Genomic DNA, 17,058 nt, shown 5'->3' with positions numbered 1-17,058 from the left:
TATTCAGATCGATTGCGTAGTCCTACATGCGGCATAAGCGACATAGTTTGACTGGGTATTTTAGTATTTGAACTTCAATGCTGAGCTTGGAACTGCTTACTTGATTGGTAAGTTTTGTGGCAGTTGATAAAGCCCTTGGCGCTCTAAAAAGCTGATCCAATCCTGTTCTGAGCCTTGAAATACATTGAGATCCACCAAGGTCGGTATACCTTTAATTTGACCTTGGCTGGTGTGTTGCCAAAAGGTCCATTTTGGATTGCCTTTGAGCTCAGGTTGGCCTTGATATTCACGAATCCACAGGGGAGTTTTTTTAAACTCATCGACCAAAACAATATTATAAAATGCTTTGGAGGTATAAAAAATAGGTTGCAAACCATAGTGTTGATAGAGTTGGTCATGCATGACCTGAATTTCTTTGAGCAGTTGTTCTCTGGTATAGGTATTGATACAGCTGCTGTCATATTCCAAATCAATCACAGGCGGCAAACTATCAGTTTTCTTCGGCACAGTTTTGATAAAGTTCTGAGCCTGAATGTGGCCATCACGGCATAAACGATAAAAATGATAGGCTCCGACTAAAAAGCCTTGTTCACGGGCTTTGAGCCAGTTGTCCTGAAATTTACGGTCTTTGAAATCGCCACCTTCGGTAGCTTTTAAATAAACGAATTTAAACTCTTGAGGAGAAATGGATTGCCATTGGATGTCGCCCTGATGATGAGACACATCAAAGCCTTTTACTGGATACTCTTGAGCAGATGCGACATTGTTTTGTAAGAAAAAATAGGTGATTCCGAGACCGATACAGAGCACTATTACACAGGCGGCTGCGTAATAGGCTAATGATGTTTTTCGAGAAGAGGCGGCTTTTTTTCTTGCAGGCATGCTTTTGCAGGTGTTGATTTTTAGCTCATCATCATAGCTTGAATTTACTGAACTGACCATGATGATTATGGTCAGTGAAAGGCTGTACTTTGTATCTGTTATTCATCTACGGTATCTTTGGGGATATGCCAAAAAATAGCAGCAGTAATCAGGTTAATACAGCCCAATACAATCAAGGTATTATGGAATGCCATGACGATATGCTCTGTGCCCAAATACGCCGTAAAGACATTGACCAAAGTACCCGCCAAAGCCACACCAATACTCATCGACACCATCATAATCATCGACAAGAAACTGTTGCCACTGCTGGCATCTTGTTGCGGCAGATCTTTCAGCGTGAGGGTATTCATAGACACAAATTGCAGTGAATTCAGCATGCCAAAAACAAAGAAATGTAGCGCACGCAGCCAAGTTGGGGTATCTGCGGTATTGAGGGCAAAACTGGCGATACATGCACCGACCAACAAAGTGTTAACCAAAAGCACGTGGCGATAACCGAAGTGCTGAATCAAGTGACGAATGATGGGTTTGGATGCCAATGAACCTAGCACTGTGGGAATCATCAAGAGTCCCGTCACAAAGGGTTCAAAACCGAAAGCCACTTGGAGCATAAGTGGCATCAAAAAAGGCATGGCATTGCCACCGAGGCGAGCAAAGAAGTTACCTAAAATACCCACGGCATAAATGCGATTACGAAACAGCTTACTGCGAAATAGTGCATTTTGATGTGCATGTGCATGATAGGCATACCAAAGAGCAGTCGCTAAGCTCACTACAATCAGCCCCATACTCCACCATAAAGTTAGGTGTGGGCTGGCAAAATTTTCAATCCCTAAAGATAGTCCTGCCATGGTGATCACCAACAGGATAAAACCCCAAAAGTCAAAACTTGGCACATTCTGCTCAGTGACATTCGGCATGGCTTTAAAGCTAATCAAGACTCCTAATAGCCCCATGGGGAGGTTAATCAGGAAAATCCAATGCCATGTACTGACTTCGACCAACCAGCCCCCGAGTGTTGGACCAATCAGAGGGCCAATTAGTCCCGCAAGACTCATTAAACTCATGGCCGATAAGAACTGTGTCCGCGGAATGACCTTGAGCATGGCTAAACGACCAACAGGGAGCAATAATGCACCACCTATGCCTTGGAGTACACGGTAGAACAATAACTCATTTAAGCTTTCAGAAAAGCCACAGCCCAGTGATGCAAGGGTAAAAATGATTATGGCGCTGAAATAGGTATTGCGCACCCCAAAACGGTCGGCGAGCCAACCACTCAAGGGAATACAGGTAGCAACGGCAAGCACATAGGCCACGACCACACTATGCATTTGGAGCGGGTCTTCATTCAGACTGGCTGCCATAGCGGGTAGAGCGGTATTCACAATGGTGGTATCTAAGCCTTGCATAAAAAAGCCAATCGAAACCAGAAGCACCAAAAGACGGTATTCAGGAGCGAGTGCTTGATGGGTCGGCGTTTGATTCATAGACACAACAAAGTGAAAATTTTAAATAGTTTAGCTCAATTTATATAGAACTGATGTTGTGAAAGTGCATTTATCACCTGCCATCAAATTGACATCTCTACGTCATGTGTTTGCAACCCTTGCGTCATACATTGGTTGAATTTGAACCGACATTTAGATCATGATGAATAAAACATATAGTGCTGTCTTTTTAGCATGCATGGGGTTGGGATTAGCGGGGTGTAATGACAGTGATGATGCACAAACCATCACACCACCACCAATGGTAGAGGAAGCCACGCCGAATAGTATTGAACTGGTTCATCTTGCAAGTTATGAGTCGGGGATATTTGGACAGAGTGCGGCTGAAATTCCCGCCTATGATACTGCGAGTAAGCGTCTGTTCGTGGTGAATGCACAAAAAGGCATGGTCGATGTTCTAGATTTCTCCCAACCAGCGCAACCGATATATATCCAATCTTTGGATGCCAAAACTTATTTAGCCAATTCCGAAGTGAATAGTGTCGCGGTACATAATGGCATCGTGGCACTGGCGGTTCAGGCTGAGGATAAAACTCAAGCAGGTATTGTGGCTTTCTTTAAAGCACAGGATCTCTCTTTTATCAGTCAAGTCAAGGTTGGTGCTTTACCCGATATGCTAACCTTCACACCTGATGGTCGAAAGGTGTTGGTCGCCAATGAGGCGGAACCGAATGAGGGTTATCAAATTGATCCTGAGGGTTCGGTTAGTATTATTGATGTTTCTGACATTCAAAAACCAACAGCAAGCATTGCGGGCTTCCAAGCATGGAATGACCGTAAACAAGAATTATTGGATGCAGGGATTCGTATTTTTGGTCCAGACATCAGCCAATACTCAAATGTCGCGACCGTAGGTATTCAAACCACCTCTGTAGCACAGGATTTGGAGCCTGAGTACATCGCAGTCAGTGCTGATGGAAAAAAGGCGTGGGTCAGTTTACAGGAAAACAATGCGATTGGGGTTTTAGACTTAGAAACAAATCAATTTGTTGATCTTTTTCCTATGGGCTACAAAGACCATAGCTTGCCTGAAAATGCCTTAGATGGCAGTGACCGTGACTGTGCTATTGGTCAAGACTCGTCGGGGCGTAGTATTGCGGAATGTGCAAAAGATGCAGGCATGATCAATATTCGCTCTTGGCCGGGGCTATATGGTATGTATATGCCCGATGCCATTGCACAATATCAAGCCAAGGGTAAAACCTATTTGGTCACGGCCAATGAAGGGGATGCCCGTGAATGGCTAAGGGATGAAGCCAAATACTTTGAAAGCGGGGATCTAAGTGCAGGTTATGCAGAAGAGATACGTATCAAACATTTGTTTAAAAAAGCAGGCTTTGATGCCAAAGGCGATTATGCAGCACATTTACGTCAGCTTGCACCAGGTGTGAAAGGGGCAAAATTAAACCCCGAGGTGTTTAAACCTTGTCAAACGGTTGAGGCCAGCGAAGTTTGTGCGGACAATTTAATTAAGGATTCACACATTGGACGTTTGACTATTAGTTGGACTCAAGGTTATCAAAAAGACCCACTGACAGGTTTGCCGAAGTTGGATGAAAATGGTCGTCTGACATATGACAAATTATATGCTTATGGTGGTCGTTCGGTGAGTATTGTTGACCCTGAAACCAAGCAGATTGTATGGGACTCTGGGAGTGAGTTTGAGCGAAAAATTGCAGAGCTTTTCCCAGAGCAATTTAATAGCAATCATGAAGCATTTAAATTTGATGACCGCAGTGACAATAAAGGTCCTGAACCCGAAGGGGTAACACTGGGTAAAATTGGTGAAAAGACCTTTGCCTTTATTGGACTTGAGCGTGCCAGTGGCATCATGGTGTATGACATTAGCAACCCGAATCAGGCTGAATTTGTTCAGTATCTGAACCGTCGCAACACCACTGAAACAGAAGTCACGAAACAAGGTGACTTAGGCCCAGAAGGTTTGATTTTCATCGCGGCGAAGAATTCACCAAATGGTCGTCCGCTTTTGGTTGTGGGGAATGAAGTTAGTGGGAGTACGGCGGTTTATGAAGTCAAACTTCATTAAGAAAACTGAGTTTTGAACTTAAAAAAGAGCACTGTGGTGCTCTTTTTTATGGCGCTACAAAAAATATATGACAAGGATGTCATGAAAATGAAATAAAACCGTCATAATCTTTGGCAAACGTCCAAAGGCATTGTCTTGGAATAAATTATTCAAAAGGTTGGTTTTATGACAATCGAAATTTTGATGGTGATAGGCTTCTGTTTAGCCGCTTATTCTATCGTCGGAAATGATGTGCCACAGACATTAGGTACGTTTATTTCATCCAATGCACATCGTCCGTGGTGGGTACTCTGGCTCTTTATCAGCAGCATTTTGGTGGTGGTGTTGATTTATGGTTGGTATGCATCCGGTGTGGGGGATGCATCATATGGCCGTTTAGAAACGATCCCTTTTCCTGAGGGTGGGGTCACGTGGCTATATATTGTGCCACCAATTTTACTGTTATTTTTAACCAAATACGGAATTCCCGTCAGTACCACTTTCTTGGTTTTAACCATTTTCTCGCCTGCAAGTTTAGGCTCGATGATGGTGAAATCGATGATGGGCTATGCGGTGGCCTTTGTGGTTGCAATTATTGTCTATCGTTTTGTGATGCGACAAGTTGCAAAGTATTTTGCGAAAACGCGTAACCAAGAACCGTCACATATCTGGATTGGGCTACAGTGGGTCTCTACCGCCTTTCTGTGGAGTCAGTGGCTGATTCAAGATTTGGCCAATATTTTCGTCTATGTACCCCGTCAAGTGCCATTTTCATTTTTACTGTTTGCCATCACAGTCTTTGTGGTGTTGTTGGCGGTGATTTTGTACCAACGTGGTGGTGCGATTCAGAAGATTGTCGATACTAAAACAGGTGTCACCGATATTCGCGCAGCGACCATTATTGACTTTATGTATGCTCTGATTTTGTTGGTCTTCAAAGAGTGGAGCAATATTCCAATGAGTACCACATGGGTATTTTTAGGTTTACTTGCCGGTCGTGAGTTTGCTATGTCGATGATTTTTGATGAGGTGAATAAGCACCGTACTTCGCGTAACGTTAGTAAAGATGCCATGAAGTTGATGTTTGGTTTAGCCATGTCAGTGCTTTTGGCGACCACACTGCCGTGGTTTTACAACTTTGTCACAAATTATGGTCAATAAACGAAGCTGTTAAAAAGCGAGCCTTGAGCTCGCTTTTTGTATATGGAGTGTTTTGAGGTGTTTAAACAGCTTTAAACCACAAAGTGCTTCGGGCTACCCAAGTTTGCAATTGCTGAATAAATCTGTTCAGCATGGTTACAGACAATCAGTTTGGCACGGTGCTGTGGCGGCAAAAAACCTTCTTCTACGGCATGATCCAACTGTGTAATCAATGCATCATAGAAGCCATTGACGTTATAAATCATCATCGGTTTTTGATGTTGGTTCAGTTGCCCCCAGGTGGCTACTTCTAAAATTTCTTCAAAAGTGCCTAAACCACCAGGTAGTGCGACAAAGGCGCTTGCACGTTCAGCCATTAAGGCTTTGCGTTCATGCATGGTTTGTACAATATGTAACTCAGTCAATTGGTTGTGTGCAATTTCATAATCCAGCATAAACTCAGGGATAACACCAACTGCTTCACCGCCGTGGCTAATCATGGCATCGGCCACTTGTCCCATGAGACCGATGCTGGCTCCCCCATAAACTAGGCCAAAACCCTGTTTAGCTAAACCTTGTGCCAGTGCAATCGCTTTTTCTTGATAAATTGGTTTGTTGCCTGAACGAGAACCGCAGTAAAGTGCGATCAGCGGTTGAGTGGTTTGAACGTTTGCATCAGTATTGAGAGAGGATATTTTTAATTCACTATTCATGGCGTATGTTTTTACCTTTTGCTTTATCTACTTTTTCTCTCTTAGTTTAAGCAAGAAATGTGACAGCAAGCTGTATTTAATCTAACAATCGGGTAATAATTTGTTAAATCTTTTAAAACCGTGCACTTTTGAAAAAAAGATGAATTTCATGTAGATCTTGCCTATACTGATTTCCTGTTTTACAACACAAGAACGAACATGGGTAGTGGTAGTTGTCACTCAAGACATCTTCAGTTTTCCGAAAAAAAATTACAGCCATTGGTGCTGAATCTTCCTTTTCATCAGCTTAAGTTGCGTTATGCACCGTATATTTCCCCTCGACAGGAGCAGATCACATGATATTTGAATGGATGTCTGATCCTTCTGCGTGGGTAGGATTACTCACCTTGGTGGTGCTGGAAATTGTGCTCGGGATTGATAACTTGGTTTTTATTGCGATTTTGGCAGAGAAACTTCCACCAGAACAACGTAATACGGCCCGTGTTGTTGGTTTGATCCTTGCACTCTTGATGCGTTTGGTGTTGTTGGCCTCAATTGCTTGGGTGGTGACACTGACCGAGCCACTGTTCCATATCTTCGACCATCCTTTCTCAGGACGGGATTTGATTCTTCTGTTTGGCGGGGTGTTTTTACTGTTTAAAGGCACCATGGAACTGCATGAACGCATTGATGCCAAAGTGGTTCAGAAAGAAGATAGTCCAGCCAATGCTGTGTTTTGGATGGTGATTGTCCAAATTGTGGTTTTGGATGCTGTGTTTTCCTTAGACTCGGTGATTACCGCGGTCGGTATGGTTAAACACCTGTCTGTGATGATGATTGCGGTGATTATCGCCGTGGGCATTATGCTGTGGGCATCGAAAGCCTTGATGGAATTCGTCAACAAACATCCGACCGTAGTGATTTTATGTCTCGGCTTCCTGATGATGATCGGTTTCTCTTTGATTGTAGAAGGCTTTGGTTTCCATATTCCAAAAGGTTATTTATATGCCGCGATTGGTTTCTCAGTGATTGTTGAATTTATCAACCAAACCATGCGCCGTAATCAAGAAAAAATGGTCACCACCACAGACCTTCGCTATAAAACTGCGTCTGCGGTGCTGCGGATGTTGGGAGGTAAAGGTAATGACCATACCTCTGAACCTGAAGATGTACTGGCAACGCGTGCTTATGCAGATGAAGTGTTTGATCCAGAAAATGGGGTCTACCATAGTGTCTTGGTGCAAGGTGTATTGGGGTTGTCTGAGCGTCCTGTGAAGTCCGTGATGACACCACGTCCAGAGTTGGAATGGATTGATTTAGAGGATGATGAAGACTCGATCAAATCACAATTGCTCAGTATTACGCACTCACGTTTAATCGTGGCACGGGGCGAGCTAGACAACATTGCAGGTGTGGTGCTGACCCATAAAGTTTTAAATGAATACATCGAAACGGGCGTACTCGATTTTGATAAACATTTACGTGAACCTGTGATTGTGCATGAAAATGCGCAAGTCCTGATGGTGATGGAGCAACTGCGTCAAGCCCCACTACAAATGGCTTTGGTCTTAAATGAATACGGTTCAATTGAAGGAATTGCTACGCCGATTGATGTGCTAGAGGCGATTGCAGGGGAGTTCCCCGATGAAGATGCTGAAGACAATGTGGCTGAAAGTTTAGAAGATGGTAGCTTGATGCTCGATGGCTCAACCGATATTCGCCATGTGTCGTTATTGTTGGATCGTGATTTGGTTGATGAGTCCGAGCAATACTCAACCTTGTCAGGCTATATCTTATTTCATTTAGGCCGTTTACCTGAGAATGGCTCTAGCCTTGAAGCCGATGGTTGTATTTTTGAAGTGGTGACAATGGATGGGCACAAAATTGAAAAAGTACATGTGATTCCACAGTCGGATCTGCACAAGGAATCATCTTAAAATAAACCTTAATCTGGTTTGAACAGGTTAAAATAGCTCGCAATGTCGAGCTATTTTTTATGGAAAAATCATGAGTATTGTTGAGTGTCCGTGTGGACAGGGCGAATATAAGCAGTGCTGTCAGCCTTTGCACTTGGGACAAAGTCATGCACAGAGCGCGGCTCAACTTATGCGCTCACGTTATAGTGCTTTTGCCAAACAGCAAATTGATTACATTGTGCAAACCACAGCATTGGGGCAGCAACAGGCTCTAGATGTTGCAGCCATTGCAGAGTGGAGCCGAAGCAACCAATGGTTGAAGTTAGACGTCGTACAGGCCAATGAAAAACTCGATAAAAACCATGCCATGGTCGAGTTCAAAGCCCATTATCATGATGGCACATCGCCACAGATACATCATGAAATTTCACATTTTGTGAAACATGCCGAGGCGTGGTATTTTTTAGATCCAACCACTGAAATGCAAATCACCATGAAACAAGCGTGCATCTGTGGTTCTGGGAAAAAATTTAAACAATGTTGTGCACAATTTTTATAATTCTAAGCAAATTTGGCTTAGAATAGCGCGCATCAATTAGCCTATATGGAATCCAGGCGATGTTACTCACTATTATTTATATTATAGCGATCACAGCAGAGGCAATGACAGGTGCACTGTCGGCGGGTCGGCGTAGTATGGATTGGTTTGGTGTGGTGATTATTGCCTGTGTCACAGCACTGGGCGGAGGTTCCGTCCGCGATGTACTGTTAGGGCATTATCCGCTGACGTGGGTCAAGCATCCTGAATATTTGATGCTGACGTGTTTTGCCGCTTTTATGACGATTTTGATTGCCAAGTGGATGCGTCATTTACGCAATATTTTCTTGGTGCTCGATGCCTTAGGCCTGATTGGTTTTACCATCATCGGCTGTCAAATTGCCTTAGAAATGGGACATGGTTTTGTGGTGTCTGCGGTTGCTGGAGTCCTTACAGGAGTCTCGGGCGGTATCTTGCGTGATATTTTGTGTAATGACGTCCCTTTGGTGTTCCGCCGTGAACTGTATGCCAGTATTTCTTTTGTCGCGGTGATTTTCTATTGGGGCTGTATTCAGCTCGGTTTGTCACTTGAGCTGACCGTGATTTCGACTTTGATCTTTGGTTTTAGCTTACGTTTAATCGCGATTTACTTCGGCTTAGAAATGCCGAAATTCATTTATAAAGACGACGATGAGCAATCTGCTTCCTCGAAAGATGCGAGCTAAAATAGCAGTGATTTGACTGCCTTATTTGTATAAAAAAAGCACATAATGATAAAGCCTGTTGAGAAAGCAGCCTGCTATCTTTTTCCCGCTTTAGAGGCCGAGCTATGGATTTAGTTTCTCGCATACAACGCTTACCGATTGGTAAATTTCACTACACACTATTGTGGGTCATTGGCTTGGGCTGGATGTTCGATGCCATGGATACGGGGCTGATTTCTTTTATTTTGGCAAAAATGGCCGAAGACTGGCACATGAGCCCAACCGAGAAAGGTTGGGTGGTCTCAATTGGCTTTGTCGGAATGGCGATTGGTGCAGTGTGCTCGGGCGGTTTAGCCGACCGTATCGGACGTAAAACAGTTTTTGCTGCAACATTAGTGATTTATAGTTTGGCGACTGCGGCCTGTGCCTTTGCCCCAAACTTAACGTGGTTATTGGTGTTTCGTTTCATTGTGGGTCTCGGTTTGGGTGGACAGTTGCCAGTAGCAGTGACCTTGGTCAGTGAATATATTCCTGCACAGGTGCGTGGGCGTTTTATCGTACTGTTAGAAAGTTTTTGGGGCTTAGGTTGGTTGTGTGCTGCCTTAGTGGCGTATTTTGTGATTCCAAAGTTTGGCTGGCATATGGCTTTTTTGATGGGCGGGATTCCCGCACTGTATGCTATTGTCATTTGGTTAAAAGTGCCCGAGTCAATTCCTTATCTCATCAACCGTGGTCGAATTGTAGAAGCGCACGCTTTGGTGCAGCAGATTGAACGTCAATGTGGCGTTGAAGTCGTTGAACATATCATTGTCAAACCTGTGGCAGAAAAAAAGAATGTGTCTTTTACTCAGCTTTGGTCGGGTGCATTTGCACGTAGAACTTTGATGTTATGGCTGATTTGGTTTGGCATTGTGTACTCTTATTATGGCATTTTTACGTGGTTGCCAAGTTTACTGGTGAAGCAGGGGTATAGCATTGTTCAGTCTTTTGAATATGTACTGGTGATGATTTTGGCACAGCTTCCAGGCTATGTGGCCGCAGCATGGCTGGTCGAAAAACTTGGACGTAAAGCAACCTTAGCTGGTTTTATTGGCATGTGTGCAGTTTCGGCCTATTTCTTTGGTCAAGCTGACACTGTGAGCATGATCATGTTCTGGGGTTGTTTGATGTCATTCTTTAATCTCGGTGCATGGGGTGTGTTGTATACCTATACCCCAGAGCAATATCCAACCAATATCCGAGCTTTTGGCTCGGGCTGGGCATCGGCCATTGGTCGTATGGGCGGTATTGTCGCACCGATGGTGGTGACGCATATGATGGTACAGAGTAATGGATTTAGTGCGATTTTCATGATGTTTACCGCGGTATTGCTTGCGGTGGCAGCAGTGATTTTAATTTTGGGTGAAGAGACCAAAGGCAAAACATTGGAAGAAATTGGACTGTAATTTAGTTCATGCTGAAGATTGAGGGGCAGATGTGCTGAGACTCTTAGTCTTCAACAAAATTCAAGATAAAATCTAGATAATGGATCTGACCAATAACCAGATCCAACTGAACAATAAAGAAATTGAATCTGCTTAACCAATATGTGGCCTATCAACGTTGCATTTTGATAAATGAAGATCTTGTTAATGATGAGACCTTTTAAATATTCACTGCTTGATTGATGCAATATACCTGATTCGTTGTATCGCTGAGGATGATAGGATTTTTTGTCGATCGTATCGATCAAGTTAAGTGGGCTAAAGTTGCTTAACCATTATCATTGATGCGCAGAGATGAACACGGCTACTGAACTTAAAAATAATTAGTTGCTCATTTTAAAAAAAATGGATAATTTTACGACACTAGGAACATCTAAAGACGCAATTTGTCGTAGTGGTGTACGCTTTCACTTGTATAGGCAGAGCCTGCGACATAGCATAAGAACTTAAACAAAAAACGATTAATTAGGATGACAGGTTGTTATGACGAACCTTGCGCATCAAGCGACAGAAAACCGTTCCGTAGCAGAATTTACTGAACAAGCATATCTCAATTACGCCATGTACGTGATCATGGATCGTGCCTTACCGCATATCAGCGATGGTTTAAAACCTGTACAACGCCGTATTGTGTATGCCATGAGTGAATTGGGGCTGAAACACAGCGGTAAACCCAAGAAATCTGCGCGTACCGTCGGCGATGTGCTCGGTAAGTATCATCCACATGGTGATTTGGCCTGCTATGAAGCGATGGTACTGATGGCACAGCCTTTTAGTTATCGTTATCCGTTTATTGAAGGTCAAGGTAACTGGGGGTCGCCCGATGATCCGAAATCGTTCGCGGCAATGCGTTATACCGAAGCCAAACTTTCACAGTATAGCGAAGTGCTTTTGTCTGAACTGGGACAGGGGACTTGTGATTGGCAGGACAACTTTGATGGTTCCTTAAAAGAGCCAGTGACTTTACCTGCACGTATTCCGAATATTTTGTTAAATGGCACCACAGGCATTGCAGTTGGTATGGCTACGGACATTCCTCCGCACAACCTGCGTGAAGTCGTGAAAGGCACTATTGCCTTAATTCGTAATCCAAATTTAAGCGATGAAAAAGTTGCAGAATACATTCCTGCACCCGATTTGCCGACCAAAGCAGAAATTATTACGTCACCTGAAGAGCTGTTAAAAATACAAAGTACAGGTCGGGGCAGTTACCGTATGCGTTCGGTGTATCACATTGAAAAAAATGAAATTGTGATCACGGACTTGCCTTATCAAGTGTCAGGTTCGAAAGTTATTTCGCAAATTGCAGATCAAATGCAGGCGAAAAAACTGCCTTTGGTGAGCGATGTACGAGATGAATCGGATCATCAAAACCCAACCCGTTTGGTGATTGTACTGCGCTCAAATCGGATTGATGCTGAAGCGGTGATGAGTCACCTTTTTGCAACAACCGATTTAGAGTCGAGCTATCGTGTCAATATGAACATGATTGGTGCGGATGGCCGTCCACAAGTGAAATCAATTCGTCGTATTTTGTTGGAATGGATTGAAATTCGAAAGGAAACGGTTACCCGTCGCCTACAATATCACCTGAATAAAATTGAAAAACGCTTACATATTTTGGGCGGTTTGATTATTGCCTATTTAAATATTGATGAAGTGATTCGTATTATTCGTGAAGAAGAACAGCCCAAAGCGGAGTTGATGTCACGTTTTAATATTGATGATATTCAGGCCGAAGCCATTTTAGAACTCAAGTTACGTCATTTGGCCCGACTTGAAGAAATGGAAATGCGCCGTGAGCAAGAAGATTTAGAAGCCAAAGCTGCACTGATTCGTGAACAGTTGGCCAATCCTGAGTCTTTAAAAGCTTTGATCATCAATGAACTCAAAGATGATGCGAAAAAATATGGTGATGACCGTCGTTCACCAATCGTACATCGTGCAGAAGCGACGGCGATGAGTGAGCAAGATTTCATGCCTGCTGATCCTGTGACTGTGGTGTTGTCTGAAGCAGGGTGGATTCGTTCAGCCAAAGGTCATGAAGTTGATGCTGAAAACTTGAATTTCCGTGCAGGCGATCAATACCTCAGTCATGCACAAGGCAAATCGAATCAGCGCGTGTATGTGCTAGATGAGTCAGGGCGTAGTTATGCCCTAGCCATTAATAGCCTGCCTTCCGCGCGTGGTCTGGGCGAACCGTTGAGTTCAAAATTATCTCCAGCCAGTGGCGTTGGATTTAAACAAGTCTTCATTGCTGATGATGAAGCCGAAGTCATAGCGCTGAGCAGTAAAGGGTACGGTTTTAAAACACAGGCAAAACAGTTAGATACCAATGCAAAAGCAGGTAAAGCGTTCCTGACCTTACCTGAAAAAGCTACAGTTATGCCGTTAACCAGTGTTGATCAGGCCACCCATTTGGCGTTATTGACCTCAACGGGTCGTTTGTTGATTTTAGAGTTGTCAGAGTTGCCTATTTTGAATAAAGGTAAAGGTAATAAATTGATACAACTTGAAGAGAAAGATCAAATTGTATTCATGACAAGATTAACGCTAGATGAAATACTGCAAGTCGTTGCAGGACAGCAGCAATTAAAATTGAAGGGTGATGACTTGCAAAAATACATAGGTAAAAGAGCATCAAAAGGGCAGTTATTACCACGTGGTTATCAAAAAGCAAATAAACTGTTAGTTCAGAGATAAAACTAGCATCCATCGATCAAAATACGTTATATATGGTATGTATGTGGGAAATGGATGCAGTATTAAGCAACAGAAGTTAAATAAAGAGCGCTTAATATTGAGAACAATAGTTGAAATTTAAGGATTACTGATAGGAGAATCGGGCGATATGGAAAAAATTTGGTTCGCAGAATACCAAAAAACGGGGATTCCAGAGACTGTAGAATTGCCACCAGAAAACACATCATTAGTCGATGTTTTTGAACGAAATTTCCAAAAATTTGGCTCTCGTGATGCTTTTATCTTTATGGATAAAGTGCTCACTTTTAATGAGTTAGAAGAAGCAAGCCGTAAATTTGCAACGTATTTACAAAGTTTGGGTCTAGCAAAAGGCTCACGTGTCGCTGTGATGATGCCGAACGTTCTTCAGTATCCTATCGTTGCTTTGGGTGTATTCCGTGCAGGTTTAGTACTTGTTAACGTCAATCCACTGTATACCGCGCGCGAACTTGAACATCAGTTAAATGACTCGGGTTCAGAAGTTTTGGTGATCATTGAAAACTTTGCCTCTGTTTATCAAGCGATTAATGGTAAAACGCCAGTTAAACATGTCGTGATTGCCTCTGTAGGTGACATGTTAGGTGCATTAAAAGGCACACTGGTGAACTTCGTATTACGTTCTGTGCGTAAGCAAATTCCAGCATGGAATATTCCTGGCCATATTCGCTTTAACGCAGCCATGTCGAAAGTCAGCGCGAGTAACTATAAGCGCCCGAACTTAACGTTAAGTGACACAGCAGTGCTTCAGTATACTGGCGGCACTACAGGGGTATCTAAAGGTGCAGAACTGACGCATCGCAACCTTGTGGCGAACATGTTGCAGTGTGATGGTATTTTCCAAAGTAAATTTGGTGCACAAGATGGTCAGCCTGATGACCGCATTTTCTGTGCATTACCGCTATATCATATCTTTGCATTCATGGTTTGTGCGATGTACGGCATGTACAAAGGCCAAGCCAACGTTTTGATTCCAAACCCGCGTGACTTACCTGCGGTGATGAAAGAATTACGTAAATATCAACCGTCATTCTTCCCAGCAGTGAATACACTATTTAATGCTTTAGTGAACAATGAAGAGTTTAAGCAACTCGACCACAGCAAATTGAAAATGGCGATGGGCGGTGGTATGGCTGTGCTTCCTTCTACAGCAGAAGCGTGGAAGCGAATTACTGGAACCAACATCATTGAAGGTTACGGCCTATCTGAAACTTCACCTGTGGCAACAGCAAATCCGCCAGCGTCAGAAGAGTTCAGTGGCACGATTGGTATCCCATTGCCACTAACTGAAGTTGCAATTTTGGATGATGACGGCAAGGAAGTTGCACTGGGTGAACAAGGTGAGATTTCAATCCGTGGTCCACAAGTGATGCGTGGCTATTGGAACCGTCCAGATGAAACAGCTAAAGTGATGACTGAAGATGGTTTCTTCCGTACGGGTGACATTGGGATCATGGACCCTCGCGGCTATGTAAAAATTGTAGACCGTAAGAAAGACATGATTTTAGTGTCAGGCTTTAACGTTTACCCTTCAGAAATTGAAGAAGTGGTTTCAAAGCATCCTAAAGTATTGGAAGTGGCTGCTATTGGTGTACCTGATGAAAAATCAGGTGAGGTACCAAAACTATTTGTGGTGAAGAAAGATCCATCTTTAACTACAGAAGAAGTATTAGCATTTGCGAAAGAAAACTTAACGGGTTACAAACGTCCGCGTTATGTTGAATTCATGGATGAGTTACCGAAATCAAACGTAGGTAAAATCCTGCGTAAAGATTTACGTAAAACAGCTTAAGTTCAAATAAAAAAAGCGCCGTCAGGCGCTTTTTTTTATGTTCGCATTTAATTCTTCATTAACCAGCGGTCGATATAGGGACGGCCAATGCCCAAAATGCCAACAAAGGTCAGCATCGTACCGCACTGACGACTAAAAGCTGGAAAAGCAAAACTACCAAAGCTCAGTATATTATCGATCAGACAATAGACGGTCACTGCAAGTAACCAAGACCATAGGTTTTGACGTTTAATCCCGACCATCCAAAATGCAATGATCAGCATGACCAGTGTGCCAAGGGTCGAACCAATATTCATATTGGCACAAATGACCGCCAATAAAAATGCCGTAACAGGAAGCACAATTTTTAAAACACGATCCACTTGGCGTTGATGTTGACGCTGAATTTCGAGCACGTCGAACATTTCTTTTTGATCAGGGCTAGCCATGCTGGAGTCTCATCGGGAAATTATAAAAACACTATAATTTAACCAAATTTATCCTCCGAATGCCATGCTATGATAGCTTTTGAAATGATCTTGATGAGAAAAAACCAATGCAAAGCATTAGCGGGATTATTTATCTCATTTTAATTGCTTGTTTACTGCCTTACGTATTTACAATCATTGCTAAAAAAACAGCAGGATTTCGCGCCAAGGATAATCAACATCCGCGTGAATTTCTCGCCAAGACGACTGGTCTGGCAGCACGTGCTAATGCAGCACAGCAAAATAGCTTTGAGAGTTTACCGTTATTTATTGCAGCCATCTTAATGGCTGAGTATATGGTGATTCCGCAAGTAGTCACCATGACTTTTGGTATTGCCTATCTTGTCTTTCGAGTGGTGTATGGTATTTGCTATTTAGCCAACTGGTCAACGCTTCGTTCGATCGTTTGGCTCTTATCACTATTGTGTCCTATTTGTTTATTATTGTTGGTCATTCGACTGACGATGGGCTAAGTGCGAAACATACATATTTTCACCCAGTGGATGTATAATCGCAGAAATATTTTTTCTCAAAAACCGTTATAATCGATGCGGTTTTTTAAAAGATTTAACTTGTTAAAGAGTGATGTTATGAGCTACAGCAATATCCCTGCGGGTAAAGATGCACCGAACGATATCTACGTGATCATCGAAATTCCTGCAAATGCAGCACCAATTAAATATGAAATTGATAAAGATTCGGATGCACTTTTTGTAGATCGTTTCATGGGTACTGCAATGTTCTACCCAGCAAACTATGGTTATGTGCCAAACACCTTGTCTGAAGATGGTGACCCATTAGACGTGCTTGTAGTAACGCCACATCCAGTTGAACCAGGTTCAGTGATTCGTTGCCGTCCTGTAGGTAAATTGAACATGGAAGATGATGGTGGTATCGATGCGAAATTGATCGCAGTACCACACGACAAATTAACACCAATTTATAAAGACGTGAAAGAATATACCGATCTTCCACCTTTACTGATTCAACAAGTTGAACACTTCTTCGCGCACTATAAAGACTTAGAGCCAGGGAAGTGGGTTAAATTAACAGGTTGGGAAGGTTCTGAAGTTGCGAAGCAAGAAGTGCTTAAAGCAATCGAAGCAGCAAAATAACCCCGTCTGTGAAGCCTCAATTGAACTGTGTTTGATTGAAGGCTTCAAT

General features: G+C 43.0%; 14 protein-coding genes. 10 read left to right on the top strand and 4 right to left on the bottom strand.

Features of this window, described 5'->3' with window-relative positions; all coding sequences use genetic code 11:
* Positions 1 to 96 precede the first annotated feature (96 nt).
* Positions 97 to 882: a GH25 family lysozyme gene (locus CDG62_RS18345; RefSeq protein WP_416232147.1), complete on the bottom strand. Its 786-nt coding sequence runs from the start codon at positions 880 to 882 to the stop codon at positions 97 to 99.
* Positions 883 to 980: 98 nt separating this feature from the next.
* Positions 981 to 2,375 carry a multidrug transporter subunit MdtD gene (gene mdtD / locus CDG62_RS18340; RefSeq protein ID WP_087528387.1) on the bottom strand — a complete coding sequence of 465 codons (1,395 nt, stop codon included), beginning with the start codon at positions 2,373 to 2,375 and terminating at the stop codon, positions 981 to 983.
* 160 nt (positions 2,376 to 2,535) lie between these two features.
* Here mdtD and CDG62_RS18335 point away from each other — a divergent pair, with 160 nt between their 5' ends.
* A complete protein-coding gene (locus CDG62_RS18335) occupies positions 2,536 to 4,443 on the top strand; it encodes a choice-of-anchor I family protein (protein ID WP_087528386.1) in 1,908 nt (635 codons plus the stop codon).
* A gap of 165 nt (positions 4,444 to 4,608) precedes the next feature.
* The gene (locus tag CDG62_RS18330; protein WP_087528384.1) at positions 4,609 to 5,583 is read left to right on the top strand and encodes a hypothetical protein; all 975 of its coding nucleotides are present in this window, start codon (positions 4,609 to 4,611) and stop codon (positions 5,581 to 5,583) included.
* 71 nt (positions 5,584 to 5,654) lie between these two features.
* On the opposite strand, the gene CDG62_RS18325 is transcribed toward CDG62_RS18330, so the two are convergent.
* On the bottom strand, positions 5,655 to 6,275 hold the full coding sequence (locus CDG62_RS18325; protein ID WP_087528383.1) for a TIGR00730 family Rossman fold protein: 621 nt from the start codon (positions 6,273 to 6,275) through the stop codon (positions 5,655 to 5,657).
* A gap of 335 nt (positions 6,276 to 6,610) precedes the next feature.
* On the opposite strand from CDG62_RS18325, the gene CDG62_RS18320 reads away from it, so the two are divergent.
* The 6 genes from CDG62_RS18320 to CDG62_RS18295 all read left to right on the top strand — a co-directional run bounded on the left by CDG62_RS18320 (position 6,611) and on the right by CDG62_RS18295 (position 15,427).
* Complete coding sequence (locus tag CDG62_RS18320; RefSeq protein WP_087528382.1) at positions 6,611 to 8,191, top strand: TerC family protein; 1,581 nt, start codon at positions 6,611 to 6,613, stop codon at positions 8,189 to 8,191.
* A 70-nt stretch (positions 8,192 to 8,261) separates the two neighbouring features.
* On the top strand, positions 8,262 to 8,729 hold the full coding sequence (locus CDG62_RS18315; RefSeq protein WP_087528381.1) for a YchJ family protein: 468 nt from the start codon (positions 8,262 to 8,264) through the stop codon (positions 8,727 to 8,729).
* A 59-nt stretch (positions 8,730 to 8,788) separates the two neighbouring features.
* Positions 8,789 to 9,433: a trimeric intracellular cation channel family protein gene (locus CDG62_RS18310; protein WP_087528380.1), complete on the top strand. Its 645-nt coding sequence runs from the start codon at positions 8,789 to 8,791 to the stop codon at positions 9,431 to 9,433.
* A 104-nt stretch (positions 9,434 to 9,537) separates the two neighbouring features.
* Entirely contained in the window at positions 9,538 to 10,857 is a 1,320-nt protein-coding gene (locus CDG62_RS18305; RefSeq protein ID WP_087528379.1) for an MFS transporter, read from the top strand.
* Positions 10,858 to 11,379: 522 nt separating this feature from the next.
* The gene (gene parC / locus CDG62_RS18300; protein WP_087528377.1) at positions 11,380 to 13,599 is read left to right on the top strand and encodes a DNA topoisomerase IV subunit A; all 2,220 of its coding nucleotides are present in this window, start codon (positions 11,380 to 11,382) and stop codon (positions 13,597 to 13,599) included.
* Between the two features lie 148 nt (positions 13,600 to 13,747).
* The gene (locus CDG62_RS18295) at positions 13,748 to 15,427 is read left to right on the top strand and encodes an AMP-binding protein (protein WP_087528376.1); all 1,680 of its coding nucleotides are present in this window, start codon (positions 13,748 to 13,750) and stop codon (positions 15,425 to 15,427) included.
* A gap of 47 nt (positions 15,428 to 15,474) precedes the next feature.
* Here the strand turns inward: CDG62_RS18295 and CDG62_RS18290 are convergent, their stop codons facing one another.
* Positions 15,475 to 15,855: a hypothetical protein gene (locus CDG62_RS18290; RefSeq protein WP_062033321.1), complete on the bottom strand. Its 381-nt coding sequence runs from the start codon at positions 15,853 to 15,855 to the stop codon at positions 15,475 to 15,477.
* A gap of 107 nt (positions 15,856 to 15,962) precedes the next feature.
* Here CDG62_RS18290 and CDG62_RS18285 point away from each other — a divergent pair, with 107 nt between their 5' ends.
* Positions 15,963 to 16,367 carry an MAPEG family protein gene (locus CDG62_RS18285; protein ID WP_005401007.1) on the top strand — a complete coding sequence of 135 codons (405 nt, stop codon included), beginning with the start codon at positions 15,963 to 15,965 and terminating at the stop codon, positions 16,365 to 16,367.
* Between the two features lie 117 nt (positions 16,368 to 16,484).
* Positions 16,485 to 17,009 (top strand): inorganic diphosphatase, encoded by a 525-nt coding sequence (ppa, locus tag CDG62_RS18280; protein ID WP_004692877.1) that lies wholly within the window; start codon positions 16,485 to 16,487, stop codon positions 17,007 to 17,009.
* Positions 17,010 to 17,058 lie beyond the last annotated feature (49 nt).

This window comes from Acinetobacter sp. WCHA55 (assembly GCF_002165305.2).
In the GTDB taxonomy this organism is placed as follows: domain Bacteria; phylum Pseudomonadota; class Gammaproteobacteria; order Pseudomonadales; family Moraxellaceae; genus Acinetobacter.
This window is presented reverse-complemented; position numbering and strand designations above follow the sequence as displayed.

Excerpts from the sequence above, each read along its gene's own strand:
- CDG62_RS18330 (WP_087528384.1), top strand. The coding sequence starts at position 4,609 with ATGACAATCGAAATTTTGATGGTGATAGGCTTCTGTTTAGCCGCTTAT.
- CDG62_RS18315 (WP_087528381.1), top strand. The coding sequence starts at position 8,262 with ATGAGTATTGTTGAGTGTCCGTGTGGACAGGGCGAATATAAGCAGTGC.
- CDG62_RS18290 (WP_062033321.1), bottom strand. The coding sequence starts at position 15,855 with ATGGCTAGCCCTGATCAAAAAGAAATGTTCGACGTGCTCGAAATTCAG.
- mdtD (WP_087528387.1), bottom strand. The coding sequence starts at position 2,375 with ATGAATCAAACGCCGACCCATCAAGCACTCGCTCCTGAATACCGTCTT.
- CDG62_RS18335 (WP_087528386.1), top strand. The coding sequence starts at position 2,536 with ATGATGAATAAAACATATAGTGCTGTCTTTTTAGCATGCATGGGGTTG.
- CDG62_RS18345 (WP_416232147.1), bottom strand. The coding sequence starts at position 882 with ATGCCTGCAAGAAAAAAAGCCGCCTCTTCTCGAAAAACATCATTAGCC.
- CDG62_RS18310 (WP_087528380.1), top strand. The coding sequence starts at position 8,789 with ATGTTACTCACTATTATTTATATTATAGCGATCACAGCAGAGGCAATG.
- parC (WP_087528377.1), top strand. The coding sequence starts at position 11,380 with ATGACGAACCTTGCGCATCAAGCGACAGAAAACCGTTCCGTAGCAGAA.
- ppa (WP_004692877.1), top strand. The coding sequence starts at position 16,485 with ATGAGCTACAGCAATATCCCTGCGGGTAAAGATGCACCGAACGATATC.
- CDG62_RS18325 (WP_087528383.1), bottom strand. The coding sequence starts at position 6,275 with ATGAATAGTGAATTAAAAATATCCTCTCTCAATACTGATGCAAACGTT.
- CDG62_RS18295 (WP_087528376.1), top strand. The coding sequence starts at position 13,748 with ATGGAAAAAATTTGGTTCGCAGAATACCAAAAAACGGGGATTCCAGAG.
- CDG62_RS18285 (WP_005401007.1), top strand. The coding sequence starts at position 15,963 with ATGCAAAGCATTAGCGGGATTATTTATCTCATTTTAATTGCTTGTTTA.
- CDG62_RS18320 (WP_087528382.1), top strand. The coding sequence starts at position 6,611 with ATGATATTTGAATGGATGTCTGATCCTTCTGCGTGGGTAGGATTACTC.
- CDG62_RS18305 (WP_087528379.1), top strand. The coding sequence starts at position 9,538 with ATGGATTTAGTTTCTCGCATACAACGCTTACCGATTGGTAAATTTCAC.